Genomic DNA, 14,736 nt, shown 5'->3' with positions numbered 1-14,736 from the left:
CAATGACTTATTGTTGAATTGACTGATCTCGGTTAGCTTTCTTTACGGAATCGTTGCGCGTTAGCCCCGCGCTCCGCCCGCCGGAAACCTCCGGCGGGCTACCCAAAAAAGAAGAAACTGGGAGGAACAACATGGTCAAATTCCCCAATGGTTTTAGCCGCCGTACGGTGCTCAAGGGCGGCGCGGCGCTGACCGGCGCCGCCCTGGCGCCGACGGTTTTCGTGCGTCATGCCTTCGGTGCCGAGTTCCGGAACAATCCGGGCAGCAACGCCACCGTGCCTTTCGGTTTCAACGTGCCGCAGACCGGCGCCTATGCCGACGAAGGCGCGGACGAACTGCGCGCCTACCAGCTGGCGGTGAAGCACATCAACGGCGAGGGCGACGGCGGCATGCTGAACACCATGACGCCGAAGGCGCTCAAGGGGAACGGCATCCTGGGCAAGAAGGTCACCTACGTGACCGGCGACACCCAGACCAAGTCCGATGCGGCCCGCGCCTCGGCCCGCCGCATGATCGAGAAGGACGGGGTCATCATGTACTCCGGCGGCTCGTCCTCCGGCGTCGCCATCGCCCAGCAGTCGCTGGCGCAGGAGATGGGCATCGTCTTCATGTGCGGCCTGACGCACTCCAACGACACCACCGGCAAGGACAAGCGCCGCTATGGCTTCCGTCACTTCTTCAACGCCTACATGTCGGGCGCCGCGCTCGGCCCGGTGCTGCAGAAAGAGATGGGCTCCGACCGCCGCGCCTATCACCTGACCGCCGACTACACCTGGGGCTGGACCCAGGAAGAGTCGATCAAGAACACCACCGAAGGCCTGGGCTGGGAGACCGTCGCGGCGGTCAAGACCCCGCTGGGCGCCGGTGACTTCTCGCAGTACATCACGCCGGTGCTCAACTCCGGCGCCGACGTGCTGATCCTGAACCACTACGGCAAGGACATGGTCAACTCCCTGACCCAGGCGGTTCAGTTCGGCCTGCGCGACAAGCAGGCGAACGGCAAGAACTTCGAGATCGTGGTTCCGCTGTTCTCCCGCCTCATGGCGCAGGGCGCCGGCGAGAACATCAAGGGCATCCTGGGCTCGACCAACTGGAACTGGTCGCTGCAGGACGCGGGCTCGCAGGCCTTCGTGAAGTCCTTCGGCCAGGAGTACGGCTTCCCGCCGTCGCAGGCCGCGCACACCTGCTATGTGCAGACGCTGCTCTATGCCAACGCCTGCGAGACCGCGGGCACCTTCTATCCGCCGGAAGTCATCAAGGCGCTGGAAGGCTTCGAGTTCGACGGCATGGGCAACGGCAAGACGCTGTACCGCGCGGAAGACCACCAGTGCTTCAAGGACGTGCTGGTGGTGCGTGGCAACGAAAACCCGACCAGCCAGTTCGACCTGCTGGAAGTGGTGCAGGAAGTGCCGCGCAGCCAGGTCGAGTACGACCCGTCGATCTTCGGTGGCGAGCTCGGCCCCTACGAGGTCTGAGTCGCGTCGAAAGTCGTGTGTGCCGGCTGTCCCGAAAGACGGCCGGCATGCGCTGTATCTTGTTCCCTCTCCGGCAGCTGCCCGCCGGGGAGGGGGCAAGACAATGGGTGATTGGCTATGGACGCAATCCTTCTGCAAATCCTGAACGGTCTCGACAAGGGCGGGGCCTACGCCCTCATCGCGCTGGGCCTGACGCTGATTTTCGGCACCCTGGGCGTGGTCAACTTCGCCCACGGCGCGCTGTTCATGCTGGGCGCCTTCTGCGCGGTCAGCCTGCAGCAGCTCCTGACGCTGTCCAAGCGGATCAAGGACGAAAGCGTCACCTTCTTCGACGCTTACAAGGAAGTGCCTTATCTGGAGATATGGCTGGGCGACAGCGGCAAGGCGATCATCGACTACTCGGTGCCGCTGGCCATTCTTCTGGCCATTCCCGCCATGCTGTTGATCGGCCTCGCGATGGAGCGCGGCCTGATCCGCTTCTTCTACAAGCGCAGCCACGCCGAGCAGATCCTGGTGACCTTCGGCCTGGCCATCGTGCTGCAGGAGATCATAAAGACGGTCTTCGGCGCGAACCCGATCCCGCAGCCGGCGCCCGACGTGGTCTCCGGCAGCGCCGACATCGGCCTGCTGTTCGGCCTCGGACAGGGCGTGGTCTATCCCTGGTGGCGCCTGGTCTATCTCGCCTTCTCCCTGGCCATCATCGGCCTGGTCTTCGCCTTCCTGCAGTTCACCACTTTCGGCATGGTGGTGCGCGCGGGGATGCAGGACCGCGAGACGGTCGGCCTGCTGGGCATCAACATCGAGCGCCGCTTCACCATCGTCTTCGGCATCGCCGCGGTGGTGGCCGGGCTGGCGGGCGTCATGTACACGCCCATCCTGCCGCCGGACTATCACATGGGCATGGATTTCCTGGTGCTGTCCTTCGTCGTCGTGGTGGTCGGCGGCATGGGCTCGCTGCCCGGCGCAGTTGCCGCGGGCTTTCTGCTGGGCATCCTGCAGTCCTTTGCCTCGATGACCGAGATCAAATCGATTTTCCCCGGCATCGATCAGATCATCATCTATCTGGTCGCCGTTGTGATCCTGCTGGTTCGCCCGCGTGGCCTGATGGGCCGCAAGGGTGTGATGGAGAGCTGACATGCAGTCACAGAACGCACGGCAGGACGTTATCCTGAGCGGCCTCTTCGCGGCGGCGGTGCTGACCATGCCGATCTGGCTTCAGCCGATCGGCGCGGCCTATCCCGACCTTATGCAGAAGTTCGCGATCTTCGGGCTCTTCGCCATCGGCTTCAACATTCTCTTCGGCTTCACCGGCTACCTGTCGTTCGGCCATGCCGCCTTCCTGGGGGTCGGCTCCTACACGGCGGTCTGGTCGTTCAAGCTGCTGACCATGAACGTCATTCCGGCGGTGATCTTCGGCACCCTGCTGGCCGGTGTCTTCGCGGCGCTGATCGGCTACATCAGCCTGCGCCGCTCGGGCATCTACTTCTCGATCCTCACGCTGGCTTTCGCGCAGATGTCCTACAACCTGGCTTATTCGGTGCTGACGCCGATCACCAACGGCGAGACCGGCCTGCAGCTCAGCCAGCAGGACCCGCGGGTCATCGACCGCGCCATCGGCGTGGTGCCGGAGGCCGGATTGCCGGTGACGAACCTCTTCGGCTTCGAAATGCAGGGCTACGTCGGCTTCTACTTCTGCGCCGTCCTGCTGATCATCGGCTTCATCATCGCCCTGCGCATCGCCCGCTCGCCCTTCGGCATGATGCTCTCGGCGATCAAGTCGAACCAGAACCGCCTCAACTACATCGGCGTCAATACGCGGCCTTATGCCCTGGCGGCTTTCGTCATCTCGGGCATGTACGCCGGCCTGGCCGGCTCGCTGATGGCCGTGACGGACCCGCTGGCGGGGGCCGAGCGGATGCAGTGGACCGCCTCCGGCGAAGTGGTGCTGATGACGATCCTGGGCGGCGCGGGCACGCTGCTCGGCCCGGTGCTGGGCGCGGCCATCATCAAGTACTTCGAGAACATCTTCTCGTCGTTCCACGAGGCAGCGCTGCTCAGCGCCTTCGATTTCCTGCCGGATTGGCTGGCCGAGCCGGTCGCCGGCGTGCTCGGCCTCTTCGTCGGCGAAGGCTGGCACCTGACGCTCGGGGCGGTCTTCATGCTGATCGTCATCTTCATGCCGGGCGGGGTCATCGAAGGGCTGGGAAAGCTGACCGACTTCGCGCGCCGGCGGCCCGACGCCGCAGCGCCGGCCGCGGTCCAGCAGCCGCATTCCGCCGAGTGAGGGCCGTATCATGAGCATTCTTCAAGTCAAAGGCGTTCACAAAAGCTTCGCCGGTCTGCGCGCCCTCAACGACGTCAACCTGACGGTGGAACAGGGCAGCGTGCACGCCATCATCGGCCCCAACGGCGCGGGCAAGTCGACCCTGCTGAACTGCTTCGTCGGCCGCCTGGAGCCGGACACCGGCAGCGTCGATTTCAACGGAACCTCGCTGCTGGGGCTGGCGCCGCACCAGATCAACCAGGTCGGGGTCTGCCGCGTGTTTCAGACGCCGGAGATCTTCGGCGACCTGACCTTGCTGCAGAACATGATGATTCCAACGCTGGCCAAGCGCGACGGCGCCTTCAAGCTGAACGGCTGGGGCCGGGTCGACGGCCAGGCGGAGGTCACCGAAAAGGCCGAACACCTGCTGGAAGACGTCAACCTGATCGACAAGAAGGACATGAAGGCCGACTACCTGTCGCGCGGAGACAAGCGGCGCCTGGAGCTGGCCATGTGCCTGGTGCAGGACCCCAAGCTGCTGCTGCTCGACGAGCCGACGGCCGGCATGTCGCGCGGCGATACCAACGACACCATCGATCTGCTGAAGCGCATCGGCGAGCGCGGCATCACCAAGATCGTCATCGAGCACGACATGCATGTGGTGTTCTCCCTGGCGCACCGTATTTCGGTGATGGCCCAGGGCACCATCATCGCCGAAGGCGCGCCGGAGGAGATCAAGGGCGACCAGCGCGTGCGCGATGCCTATCTGGGAGGGGCCCACCTATGAGTCTGCACAGCCAATTCCAGTCGGCGGCCCTGGCCTCGCGCGCCGCGTCGCAGCCGGCCTATTTCTCGGCCTGGGGACTCAAGGCCTACTACGGCGAGAGCTACATCGTCCAGGACGTCAGCTTCAATATCCATGAAGGCGAGATCGTCGCCCTGCTGGGCCGCAACGGCGCGGGCAAAACCTCGACCCTGCGCACCATCGCGCGCCTGGCCGAGCCGCACCTGACCCACGGCGAGGTCTGGCTGGACCACCAGCCGCTGCACGAGATGCAGGCCTATCAGGCGGCCCGCGTCGGCGTCGGGCTGGTCCCGGAGGACCGGCGCATCATTCCCGGCCTGACGGTGGAGGAGAACCTGCAGCTGGCGCAGATCGAAAAGCCGCACGGCTGGACCATCGAGCGCCTTTTCGAGCATTTCCCGCGCCTGGCCGAGCGCCGCAAGCAGGAGGGTGTGACGCTGTCCGGCGGCGAGCAGCAGATGCTGGCGGTAGCGCGCACCCTGGCGCGCGACGTGAAGCTGCTGCTCCTGGACGAGCCCTACGAGGGCCTGGCGCCGGTCATCGTGCAGGAAATCGAGAAGATCGTCGAAGAGATCAAGTCCCTGGGGCTGACCACCATCATCGTCGAGCAGAACGCCATCGCGGCCCTGCATCTGGCCGACCGGGCGATCATTCTCGACATGGGCCAAGTGGTCTTCGACGGCACCGCCCAGGCGGTGCTGGACGACGAGGACCTGCGGCACCAGTACCTGGCCATCTGACCGGCGGGCTTTCCCCGCGGGGAAAGCCATTTCCCGGGGGGAGGAGGCGCGCCGCGCGGGAAGCACGGCGCGCCTCGCTCGGTTCGGCTTCCTCCCGTCCCATTTCCGGGCCTATTCCGGCTTGCCAACCGTCGCCTCCCGTGGGTTATGCTGTCGGGGACCCTCCTCAACCCTCCGTAGAAGGAGAACGCAAGGTGGCCAAGACCATTCCGACGATAACGGCAGCGGCCGGGGCGGCGCTGCTGCTGGCCGGCTGTGCGGCCGAGCCCTTTCCGGCCCTGAGCTATGCGGAGCGGCCCTGTTACCGCACCCTGGCGGAGGTCGACTGCCACGCCCGCCCGCTGGCGGGCGAAGAGAGCCGCCGGGTGGGATTCTATGACGAGCCGACCTCGGTCGAGCGGAACGAAGCATGGCCTCAACGCCTTTTCTAGCCGGCGCTTTCGAAGTCACCACCATCGAGATGCACACCGGCGGTGAGCCGCTGCGTATCGTCACGTCCGGCTATCCCAAGCTGAAGGGACGCCGCCTGCTGGACAAGCGGCGCGACGCCCTGGCCAATCACGACACCTTCCGCCGTCTGCTGATGCACGAGCCGCGCGGCCATGCGGAGATGTACGGGGCGGTGCTGGTGGAGCCCGACGATCCGGAAGCCGACCTGGCGGTCCTGTTCCTGCACGGCGAGGGATATTCCACCATGTGCGGCCACGCCATCATGGCCCTGGGGCGCTGGGCGGTGGACTCGGGCCTGGTGGAAGTGAAGGAGCCGGAGACCGAGGTAGCCATCCAGACGCCCTGCGGGCTGGTGCGCGCCCGCGTCGCCGTGGAGAGCGGTGAGGCGGGGCGCAAAAGCGGCGCCGTCAGTTTTCGCTCGGTTCCCGCCTTCGTCTTCGCCCGCGAACTGGTGGTCGACACCGTGGAGTGGGGGCCGCTGCAGGTCGACATCGCCTACGGCGGCGCCTTCTATGCCATCCTCGCGGCGGACAACATCGGGCTGGATCTCTATAACTGCCCGGCGCGCCTGCTGGCCGACGCCGGCGAGGCGATTACCCGGGCCGCGGCGATGCAAGTGCGCCTCTCGCATCCCGACGACCAGGACCTGGCCTTCCTCTACGGGACCATCTTCACCGACGGGCGTGACGCCTACGACGACGAGGCGCCAACGCGCAACGCCTGCGTCTTCGCCGGCCGCCAAGTGGACCGCAGCCCGACCGGCTCCGGCGTCTCCGCGCGGCTCGCCCTGCAGTGGACCCGCGGCGAGATCGGCCTCGGGCAGGCGCGCCGCTTCGAGAGCCTGACCGGCGCGCGCTTCACCGGCACCGCGGTGGAGGAGACCCGCGCCGGGCCCTATCGCGCCGTCACGGTCGAAGTTTCCGGCCAGGCCCACTACCACGGCGAGGCGCGGTTCACTCTGGAGCCCGAGGATCCCCTCGCCGAGGGGTTCCTGCTGGACTGAGTGTCGCTGAAGAAGGCCCCGGCGCGCGAACGCCGGGGGAGTCGTCGAAACAGGGAGTGTCGGGCAAAAAACGGACACGCCGAAGAAGACTTCCGATGAGGCTTCATCGCGTTCGGCGTGGGGACCAGTCTGCGTTGGGGCGGCTATGGTCTCAAGCTGGGCAGAGGGAGTAGCCCGGAGTGGGAAGCGCTGCCTCTAAAGGGCAGCGGCGTGCCCAGGTTCCCCGCAGGATCGGCCCGCGTCCAGGCGGCCGCGGACAAACTGCTCTAACCTTCTAGGACTGATCAGTTCTTCCTCGATCGGATGAGTCCACCGGATCGTGGATCGACCTAGTGGCTGCGGCGCAGAAGCTCGACCTGGTCCAGGACGCCGCGCCAGCCCAGGCTGCTGCAATAGCGGATGGCTCCCTCGATGCCCACTTTGTCCACCAGGTCGCGGGCCAGTGCCGCAAGGTCCCCGGCGCGGGGCGTGTTTTGTTGCTCTGCTTCCTCGGGGTCCTGGCCGCTGTGGCCGCTACCTGCCGCTATGGAAGTCATCCTGACGCTACTCCTAATCGCTACCAAAGTTCTCACCGGATAGACGGCGAACGGCGGCCTTTCTTCCCGGAGGTGCGCCCGTCTCGGGCGGCGCCGTTCCGTAAGGAAAGGCTGCCGTTGCGGCAAGCTCCCTTTGCGCGACCCGCCTCTGCGTTTTCCGCATGGCGAGGCGGGCGGCGGCGCTGCCGGGACCTGCTTGGACCCTCGCACGCTGAAGTTAACAAGCGGCAAAGGCGAGACGGAAATCAGGGAACGGCGGTCAGGATCCGTGTGGCCGCGCGCTGCAATTCGCGAAGCGGACGGCCGGCCTCCAGGCGGGGCCAGTCGATGCGTCCCAGGTCGTAGGCGAGTTGCCGCTCGACCACCGCGGCATCGGCGTCGGAAGCATCGCCCCGGCGTTGTGTCACTCGGGCGGTGAGGGTCTCCGGCGCGGCGTCCAGCCACAGCCCGGTAAATTCGGCCCCGGCCTGGGCCGCGGTTCGCGCCACTGCATCCCGCTCCGCGGGCTTGGCGAAGACCGCGTCGACGATGACCGACTGGCCGCTCCGCAGGGCGGCGGCGGCGCGTTCGTGCAGTTCGGCATAGACGCGGTCGCTGGCCTCTTGGGTGTAAGCCGCGGGGGGCAGCCGCTCCAGCTCCGCCGCCCCGGCCAGGCGCTTGCGCAGCACGTCGCTGCGTAGGTGCAGGGCGCCGGGCGCGCGGCCCAGCGCCGGCGCCAGGGCACGGGCGAGGGTGGTCTTGCCGCTGCCCGAAAGGCCGCCGACGGCGACCAGGCGGGCCTTCTCTGGCGTCAGGTAGCTGGCGGCGCGCTGGAAGTAGGCCGCGGCCTCGGCGCGGTGTTGCAGCTTCGCGGGCTCGGTTTCGCCGACCGCTTCCAGGCTGGCCGCCACCTTGGCCCTTACCGCCGCGCGGGTGGCGAGGAAGAGCGGCAGCAAAGCCAGGGCCCCGGCCTCCTCCGTCTGCTCCAGGTAGCGGTTCAGCACCAGGTTGGCGAAGGGCCTCAAGCCGCGGTGGTCCAGGTCCATCAGCAGGAAGGCGAGGTCGTAGAGGACGTCGATGCAGGCGATGGCGTCGTTGAACTCGATGGCGTCGAAGAGGGCCGGCCTACCGTCCAGCAGCACCACGTTGCGCAGGTGCAGGTCGCCGTGGCAGAGCCGCACCCGCCCGACCTCCGCGCGGGCATCGAGGAGCGCCGCCAGGCGGTCGATCTCCGACAGGGCCGCCCGGGTCAGTCTTTCCGCATCGCCGCGATTGAAGATGTCTTGGCGTTCCAGGAATTCCTCGCCGTTTTCGCGCACCACCCAGGTCATGGCCCCGGCGCCGGCGGCGCGGCCGCGGCGGACCTCCGCTTTTTCGTGGAAAGCGGCGATGGCGTCGGCCAGGGCGGTCATGATCTCCGGCGTCAACTCGCCGGCCCGCGCCAGGGAGCTCAGCAGGCAGTCCTGCTCGAAGCGGCGCATGACCAGCACCCACTCGACGGGTTCTCCATCCCCGTCCAGGCACAGACGGCCGTCGGTTTCGGTGACCGGAACCACATCGAGATAGAGTCCCGGCGCGCTGCGCGTGTTTGTTGTGCGCTCTTGCAGGCAGAAGCGGTGCCGCCTCTCCAGGGTCGAGAAGTCCATATAGGGATAGGCGACGGCGCGTTTGATCTTGTAGGCGCGTGGTCCCGCCAGGAAGACTACGGCGCCGTGGGTGTCGATGCGTTCGACCGATTTCACCTCCGGGCCATAGGTTGCCGGATCGGCAAGCAGACGCAGGACGGCGCTCTGGTCGCCGGTCACATGGGTTGCCGTCTTCGGCGCCGCTTTGCTCGGCAAGGCCCTCTCCGCTGGTTTCGTCCTGGCTGCGGGCAACCTAGCAGCCGCAGCCGGAGCGGCATTGAGATGCCTCAAGCCGGGGCCGTCAAGGCTTGAGCCCGGAGCGACCTATTCGGCAGCGACGCGCTGGCGGGCGGCCAGCCGCCGGTCATCCAGATGGTCGAGCATGGTGATGGCGTCGCTGACGTCCAGCGCATTCATGCCGCCCTCCCGGCTTTCCACGAAGATCCGCTCGATGGTGCCGTCGTCGGCCAACAGGGAGTAGCGTCGGGATCGTTGGCCATAGCCCTCTGCCGACCTGTCGGTCAGCATGCCCATCTCGCGCGTGAAGGCGCCGCTGCCGTCGGGCAGCAGGGTGACTTCGCCGGCGAGGCCCTGGTCGCGCGCCCAGGCATTCATGACAAAGGCGTCGTTGACGGCAAGGCAGAAGATTTCGTCGATGCTCATGGCGCGAATGTTGCGCGCCAGGGCGACGTAGCCAGCCAGGTGTCGTGCGCTACAGGTGGTGGAAAAAGCCGCGGGCAGGGCGAAGAGCACCACGCGGCGGCCGCGGAAGAGACTGTCGCTGGTCTTCTCCGACCAGGCACCGTCTTGGCGCAGTTTGAAGGTGACCTGGGGCAGGCGCTCGCCGGCCTCGCGCATGTTCTTCGCTCCTTGGTTTCTTCGATGCATCGGAATCAATGCAGGGTGGGCGTGCCAGCCGGACGGTCGGCCTGGCGCGGCTCGGCGGCAGGCTTTGCGGGATGGTGCGGCTCGGCGGCGGCGGCTTCCAGGGCGGCCAGATCCCAGGCGCGCGGCGGCAGCGGCTGCTCGGCCGCCAGCAGGCCCTGGGCGAGGCCGCGCGCGGCGGGCAGCGAGAGGCGCAGCGCGGCCGGCGTCAGCCAATCGCCCAGCGCCGCGGCGGCGGGCTCGCCGAGGTCGCGCTGCAGCCAGGCGAGCGCCTCCAGCAGGCGGGCCTCGTCCGGCGAGAGGCCTGGGCAGGTCGGACAGCGCACGTCCACCGGGCGGCTCGCCGCCAGGGTGGTGTTGCGCAGGATGGCGTGCAGGTGGAGCCCGGCGGCATCGCCGCTGCGCCGGTCGCCCCATAATGCGTCCGAGGCGTTGAATTGGCGTTCGAAGTGCCGCCGTGCGGCGGCCAGGGCGTCCTGATCCTGTCGGTAGGCGGCGACCCAGAGCCGGGTTGCCGTCACCACTCCGCGTTCGGCGCCCTCGAGGGCCGCCATGTTTGTCGCGGAGGGCATCGGCGGGGCGTCATCGGTCCGGCCCGATAGCATCAGCGCGCGGCGGCGTGGCGCCTGGTAGGGGATCATCTGTCCGGCCGCGCGCAGGCTCTGCGCCAGACGCTCGGCGCCATCGATGAACCGGCGGCGCCCGGGCGGCAGCAGGCACCATTCACCCAGCGCGCGGGCTTGCGCCGTCTCGCCCTGCTGGAAGGCGGCGAGCACCGAGAGCAGGGCTTCCTCGGTCGGGTTGACGCGGTCGTCCTCGATGACCGAGAGCGCCTGCGGCAGGCGGGCCGCGGCCATGAGGCTCTCCGCCAGCGCCGAGAAGGCGGCCAGGGTCTCCTCCAGCCGGGCGAGGCCGAGCGCGCGGGAGAACTCCGGCGCGACGACGGCGCTGCGCGTCTCCGCCGGCTGTCGGCTGTTGGCGTAGCGGCGCAGTGCCCAGATCACCAGCACCTCGGGGAAGGCCAGGTTGGCGACATGGCGCGGGGCCGCGCCCTTGGCGCGATGAAAGTGCGACCCGGCGAAGCCGTCGGGCAGGTCGGTATTGGCTGGCATCTCGGCATCCATTGATGAAATCATGCGAATGAGAATGACTCGCAGTATTATCAACGTCAAGGGCCGAAGCCTGTGTTGTGGCCGCCCAGCCGCGGCGAGGGTTGCGGGAGTGCCGCTGGGGTCTCAGCCTCCGGTGAAACTCGGTGTCCGCTTTTCCAGAAAGGCGCGGATGCCTTCCTGGCCGTCGGTGCTGGCGCCGGCGGCGGCGATGGCGAGGGACTCCAGCTCCATCTGGGTCTCCAGGCCGGCGCTGGCGGCGCTCTCCAGCAGCCGTTTGACGCTGCCGTGGGCGCCGGTCGGCCCCTCGGCCAGTTGACGGGCCAGGGCGCCGGCCTCCTCGGCCAGCTTGTCGGCGGCCACCACCCGGTTCACCAGGCCCCAGTCGAGGGCCTCGGCCGGGGAGAGCACGCGGTTGGTGAGGAACAGCTCCATGGCCCGGCGCGGCCCCAGCAGCCGGTTGAGGAAGTAGGTCGAGCTGCCGTCGGGCGCCAGGCCGATGCGGGTGTAGGCGCTGGTGAAGGTGGCGTTCTCGGCGGAGACGACCAGGTCGCAGGCGGCAACCAGCCCCAGACCCGCTCCGGCGGCGACGCCGTTGACCGCGCCGATCAGAGGTGCGCGCATGCGGGTGAAGCGGGAGATCGCGGCGTGCAGATAGGCGGTGATCTCCTTGACCAGCAGGTCCAGCGAGTCGAGATGTTCACCGAAGACGGCGACATCGCCGCCGGCGCAGAAGGCCTGTTCGCCGCTGCCGGTCAATACCGCCGCGCGCACGCCCCGGTCGCTGCTGCAGCGGTTGGCCGCATCGCAGAGTTCGCGGGCCATGACCGGATCCAGGGCGTTGAAGCGGTCCGGCCGGTTGAAGCTGATCCAGGCGACGGCGTCGCGAACGTCGTAGTCGAGGGTGGTATAGGTCATGGGCCGGCTCCCGCAGCGTTTTGTTCCTGCTCCCTTCTACCGCGAAGATCGGGCACGTGATAGCGGAGCGGAACGGGAGGCGGGCGGAATAAAAAAAACGGCGGGGCCAGAAGGCCCCGCCATTGCACGTCCGTTCAGGCTGCCTGCCGTAGGAAGCGATTACTGAGCGCCGCCATCGACCAACTCGTCGGCCGCCTGGGCGATCTCATCCGGCTCATCGTCCGGGTCACCCTCTTCGCCTTCGCCCGCGGCCATCTCGCCGTCTTCCCCGGGCTCACCCTCGGCTTCGGCCGGCGCGGCGGTCCGCGCCGCCTCGGCCTTTCCGGCGACCTCTTCCTCTTCCTCCGGCGTGGCCTCGATGCCTATGTTCTGGTTCACCTCGTGGACCACCTCCGGTGTGATCTCCTTATTGGCGGCCGAACCAAGCGCGGCCGCGGCGGCATCCAGATCGCCGGCGGCCATCGCGTTCTCGTAGTCGCGCATCTTGCCGACCTGCGAGCCCTCGGCGGCATGTTGGCGGGCCGTCTCGGAGGCGTTGCTGGCACTCAGGCTGCCAAGGCCGCCATTCCTGCTGCCGTCTTCGGGCTTGTTCTGGCCGGGGGCCTCCTCGCGGCCGCTGGCGCTGGCGGATTCGTTGCCGCCGCCGTTGCCGCCGCCGTTACCGCCACCGTTACCGCCACCGTTACCCCCACCGTTGCCGCCGCCATTTCCGCCGCCGTTGCCGCCACCGTTGCCGCCCTTGGCAAAGGCGGCCGCGGAATCGAGGCCCAGGTCGTCGGAAACGGAAAGCGGCGCCGCTGTCATGCCGGCGGCAAACAAGGCCGCCAGGGCGAGCTTCGTGGCGCTACCGTATCGTGTCATACGCATCTCCCTCTTTTGTCGTCTCCGCTGCCTGCGGAGACCCATCAATGAAGCCGACGCTTCTCACGGTGAAAGCTTCCCAGTCTGGCATTAATCGCTGGTGAAGAGTTGATTCAAACCGTGACAACTACGCGGCATCGGAGGCGAAAATGGGAAACCTACCGCATTCCGGTTGCGCGCCCGGTAGCGACTTCAGCCTGGCGTCGATATTGCCTTGTTCAAGGCGAACTTTATCGTGTTGCAATCAACCGAAGCAGATATCGGCGAGGTTGTCCTGGCTGCAGGCTAACGCTTTGGCGGGGCCAGGCGGCGCGGCTTGCGGCGCCCGATCTTGTGCAGTTCGGAAAGCGCCTCGTCGAATTCCAGGCGGCCCTGGCGGACCCGGCCTTTCAGCCGGGCAGGTATGGCCCCGGGCTTCCGCAGCGCCTTGAGGGAAAAGCGGACTTCCGAGCGGTTGACGGCGGCCTCGCCCAAGAAGGCCGGTGTGCCTGCGGTGTCCAGGAGGATCAGTTCCAGTGTCCCTTTCTTCGCACCGGGGCGCGTCGTCAGCGCGTACTTGGGCTCCCAGCTATCGCTTTCCAGGTGGTAGTGGACCGAGACAACTCCGATAACGCCCCGCCGGCGTTGCAGCCGAAGCAGGCCCCTTTCGGAGAGCGTGCCTGCCGTGACCGCGACGGCGAGCTGCTGATCGCCGCACTGCAGGCAGGTGACGGTGCGGGGATCGAGTTCGGCGGCGCCCAGGATCGGGGCCGCTCCCGCGGCGATGCGCGATACGACTTCGGGTGAGGCCGGCAAGACGGCCATGGGCCGCGCTTCCTCTTTTCTCACGCGCGTGCCTTTCAGGCTCCCCAGGTCCAGCGGCGGGGCATTCAGCTCTTCCGGGGCCAGGTCGTGGCGCAGGGCGAAAAGCGTCAAGGGGAAGCGCAGGCTCCTGGCCAATTCCGGCCGCTCGGCGATGGCGGCGGCGATCTCTTCCGGATCCGCGGCATCGTCCGTGAGCAGGGCGCAAGCCGCCCCGCGGACGACGATTTCGGGTTCGTCGCGCGCCGCCGCCAGTGAGAGCGCTTCGGCGAGCGCCGCGCGGCTTTCGCGGGTGGACAGCCGTCCCAGCTCCGCCGCGGCGGTGAACCGCAGAGAGGGCGACTCTTCCCGGTCGCGCAGCACGGCGGCGAAGTCGACGACCTTTTCCGCGGGTGTGATGTCGCTGCGCAGCCTCAGGGCGGCGAGCAAGGGCTGACGGTCGGTTTTCGCGTCGCGAGCCCGGATCATGCCGCGAAGGCGCTCGGCGGGGATCGATAACGGGTCCGCCTCGGTGGAATCGTCGCGGTAGGTGGTCATGATACCCTCCCAGGTATCAGCAGCCGTTCCATACCATGCAGTGGCCGCGCATCTCGCTGCCCTGGCTGCTGGTCAGGTCGGTGGAATTGCGAATGCTGTTGGCCTTGCCACTCTGGCACATAAGGTTGTCGGGCGAGGAGTTCTTGTGATCGAGATCCAAGTAGTGACCGACTTCGTGCGCCGAGGTTCGCGCCAGTTGGTCCGATCCCCAGAGGCCGCTGACCGGCGAGTCCTGGCCCTTCTTGTCTTTTCCATCGCTCATGCAGGGACCCGGATTGGGCGAACGGCCCAGCAGAATGCCCGTGCCCGAGGGAATGTTCATGTCGTGCGGGATGAAAAGGTCGATGCCGTTGTTGTCGACCTCCCAGCGGTCTGTCAGTTCTTCGAGCTGGCCCTTGCTGGTGGGGGCGTCTAGGCCGTCGGCATCGGCAACCGAGATGATCCAGTGCTGTACGCGGCCCACGCCCAGCGATCGCTGGTTATAGATATTGCGCGTCTTATAGATCATGTAGTCGATGCGCTCGTACTCGGCATCGGTGAAGTTGTCGGAGCCGACGGCGATGACGTTCAGGTGCAGGTGCTTGCCCTGCAGGCGCTGCGCCTGCCGCTTCAGCGAGATCTGGACTGGAGCGCCGGTGGGGTCCGAGGGGATGCGCCAGCGCGCGAAGCCGAGGAAGTGGCCGAGGATGGAGATATCGCCTCCATCGACGCCGATACATTGAGCCAAGGCGCGCAGAGAAGCCATGGAG

15 protein-coding genes are annotated in these 14,736 nt (G+C 67.4%); 7 read left to right on the top strand and 8 right to left on the bottom strand.

The genetic code is table 11. The annotated features are described in order from the left end of the window. Positions 1 to 131 precede the first annotated feature (131 nt). The 7 genes from AAFN88_RS18985 to AAFN88_RS18955 all read left to right on the top strand — a co-directional run bounded on the left by AAFN88_RS18985 (position 132) and on the right by AAFN88_RS18955 (position 6,736). Positions 132 to 1,475 carry a substrate-binding protein gene (locus tag AAFN88_RS18985; protein WP_347522185.1) on the top strand — a complete coding sequence of 448 codons (1,344 nt, stop codon included), beginning with the start codon at positions 132 to 134 and terminating at the stop codon, positions 1,473 to 1,475. A gap of 117 nt (positions 1,476 to 1,592) precedes the next feature. After that, positions 1,593 to 2,609 (top strand): branched-chain amino acid ABC transporter permease, encoded by a 1,017-nt coding sequence (locus AAFN88_RS18980; protein WP_347522183.1) that lies wholly within the window; start codon positions 1,593 to 1,595, stop codon positions 2,607 to 2,609. A 1-nt stretch (position 2,610) separates the two neighbouring features. Continuing rightward, positions 2,611 to 3,759 carry a branched-chain amino acid ABC transporter permease gene (locus tag AAFN88_RS18975; RefSeq protein ID WP_347522181.1) on the top strand — a complete coding sequence of 383 codons (1,149 nt, stop codon included), beginning with the start codon at positions 2,611 to 2,613 and terminating at the stop codon, positions 3,757 to 3,759. A 10-nt stretch (positions 3,760 to 3,769) separates the two neighbouring features. Continuing rightward, positions 3,770 to 4,525, top strand: coding sequence for an ABC transporter ATP-binding protein (locus AAFN88_RS18970; protein WP_347522180.1), 756 nt, complete (start codon positions 3,770 to 3,772; stop codon positions 4,523 to 4,525). Next, positions 4,522 to 5,283, top strand: coding sequence for an ABC transporter ATP-binding protein (locus AAFN88_RS18965; RefSeq protein WP_347522178.1), 762 nt, complete (start codon positions 4,522 to 4,524; stop codon positions 5,281 to 5,283). The genes AAFN88_RS18970 and AAFN88_RS18965 overlap by 4 nt, the downstream gene beginning before the upstream one ends. A 194-nt stretch (positions 5,284 to 5,477) precedes the next feature. After that, positions 5,478 to 5,714: a hypothetical protein gene (locus tag AAFN88_RS18960; RefSeq protein ID WP_347522177.1), complete on the top strand. Its 237-nt coding sequence runs from the start codon at positions 5,478 to 5,480 to the stop codon at positions 5,712 to 5,714. After that, positions 5,693 to 6,736, top strand: a complete 1,044-nt coding sequence (locus AAFN88_RS18955; protein ID WP_347522176.1) for a proline racemase family protein — start codon at positions 5,693 to 5,695, stop codon at positions 6,734 to 6,736. The genes AAFN88_RS18960 and AAFN88_RS18955 overlap by 22 nt, the downstream gene beginning before the upstream one ends. 329 nt (positions 6,737 to 7,065) lie before the next feature. Here AAFN88_RS18955 and AAFN88_RS18950 read toward each other — a convergent pair whose 3' ends face one another. From AAFN88_RS18950 to AAFN88_RS18915, 8 genes are all read right to left on the bottom strand, one after another. Further along, positions 7,066 to 7,272 carry a hypothetical protein gene (locus tag AAFN88_RS18950; protein ID WP_347522175.1) on the bottom strand — a complete coding sequence of 69 codons (207 nt, stop codon included), beginning with the start codon at positions 7,270 to 7,272 and terminating at the stop codon, positions 7,066 to 7,068. A 245-nt stretch (positions 7,273 to 7,517) separates the two neighbouring features. Beyond that, positions 7,518 to 9,092: an AAA family ATPase gene (locus AAFN88_RS18945; protein ID WP_347522173.1), complete on the bottom strand. Its 1,575-nt coding sequence runs from the start codon at positions 9,090 to 9,092 to the stop codon at positions 7,518 to 7,520. 108 nt (positions 9,093 to 9,200) lie between these two features. Continuing rightward, positions 9,201 to 9,734, bottom strand: a complete 534-nt coding sequence (locus tag AAFN88_RS18940) for a redoxin family protein (RefSeq protein ID WP_347522172.1) — start codon at positions 9,732 to 9,734, stop codon at positions 9,201 to 9,203. Positions 9,735 to 9,769: 35 nt separating this feature from the next. Continuing rightward, positions 9,770 to 10,873: a hypothetical protein gene (locus AAFN88_RS18935; RefSeq protein ID WP_347522171.1), complete on the bottom strand. Its 1,104-nt coding sequence runs from the start codon at positions 10,871 to 10,873 to the stop codon at positions 9,770 to 9,772. 123 nt (positions 10,874 to 10,996) lie between these two features. Then, entirely contained in the window at positions 10,997 to 11,788 is a 792-nt protein-coding gene (locus AAFN88_RS18930; protein ID WP_347522170.1) for an enoyl-CoA hydratase-related protein, read from the bottom strand. Between the two features lie 159 nt (positions 11,789 to 11,947). Then, positions 11,948 to 12,649 (bottom strand): hypothetical protein, encoded by a 702-nt coding sequence (locus AAFN88_RS18925; protein WP_347522169.1) that lies wholly within the window; start codon positions 12,647 to 12,649, stop codon positions 11,948 to 11,950. Between the two features lie 285 nt (positions 12,650 to 12,934). Beyond that, the gene (locus AAFN88_RS18920) at positions 12,935 to 13,987 is read right to left on the bottom strand and encodes a hypothetical protein (RefSeq protein ID WP_347522168.1); all 1,053 of its coding nucleotides are present in this window, start codon (positions 13,985 to 13,987) and stop codon (positions 12,935 to 12,937) included. Positions 13,988 to 14,003: 16 nt separating this feature from the next. Next, a complete protein-coding gene (locus AAFN88_RS18915) occupies positions 14,004 to 14,732 on the bottom strand; it encodes a hypothetical protein (protein ID WP_347522167.1) in 729 nt (242 codons plus the stop codon). Between the last annotated feature and the right edge of the window lie 4 nt (positions 14,733 to 14,736).

It is taken from the genome of Pelagibius sp. CAU 1746, from assembly GCF_039839785.1.
Taxonomy (GTDB): Bacteria; Pseudomonadota; Alphaproteobacteria; order Kiloniellales; family Kiloniellaceae; genus Pelagibius.
The sequence above is the reverse complement of the archived record's forward strand: the minus strand, read 5'-3'. Positions and strand labels throughout refer to the sequence as shown.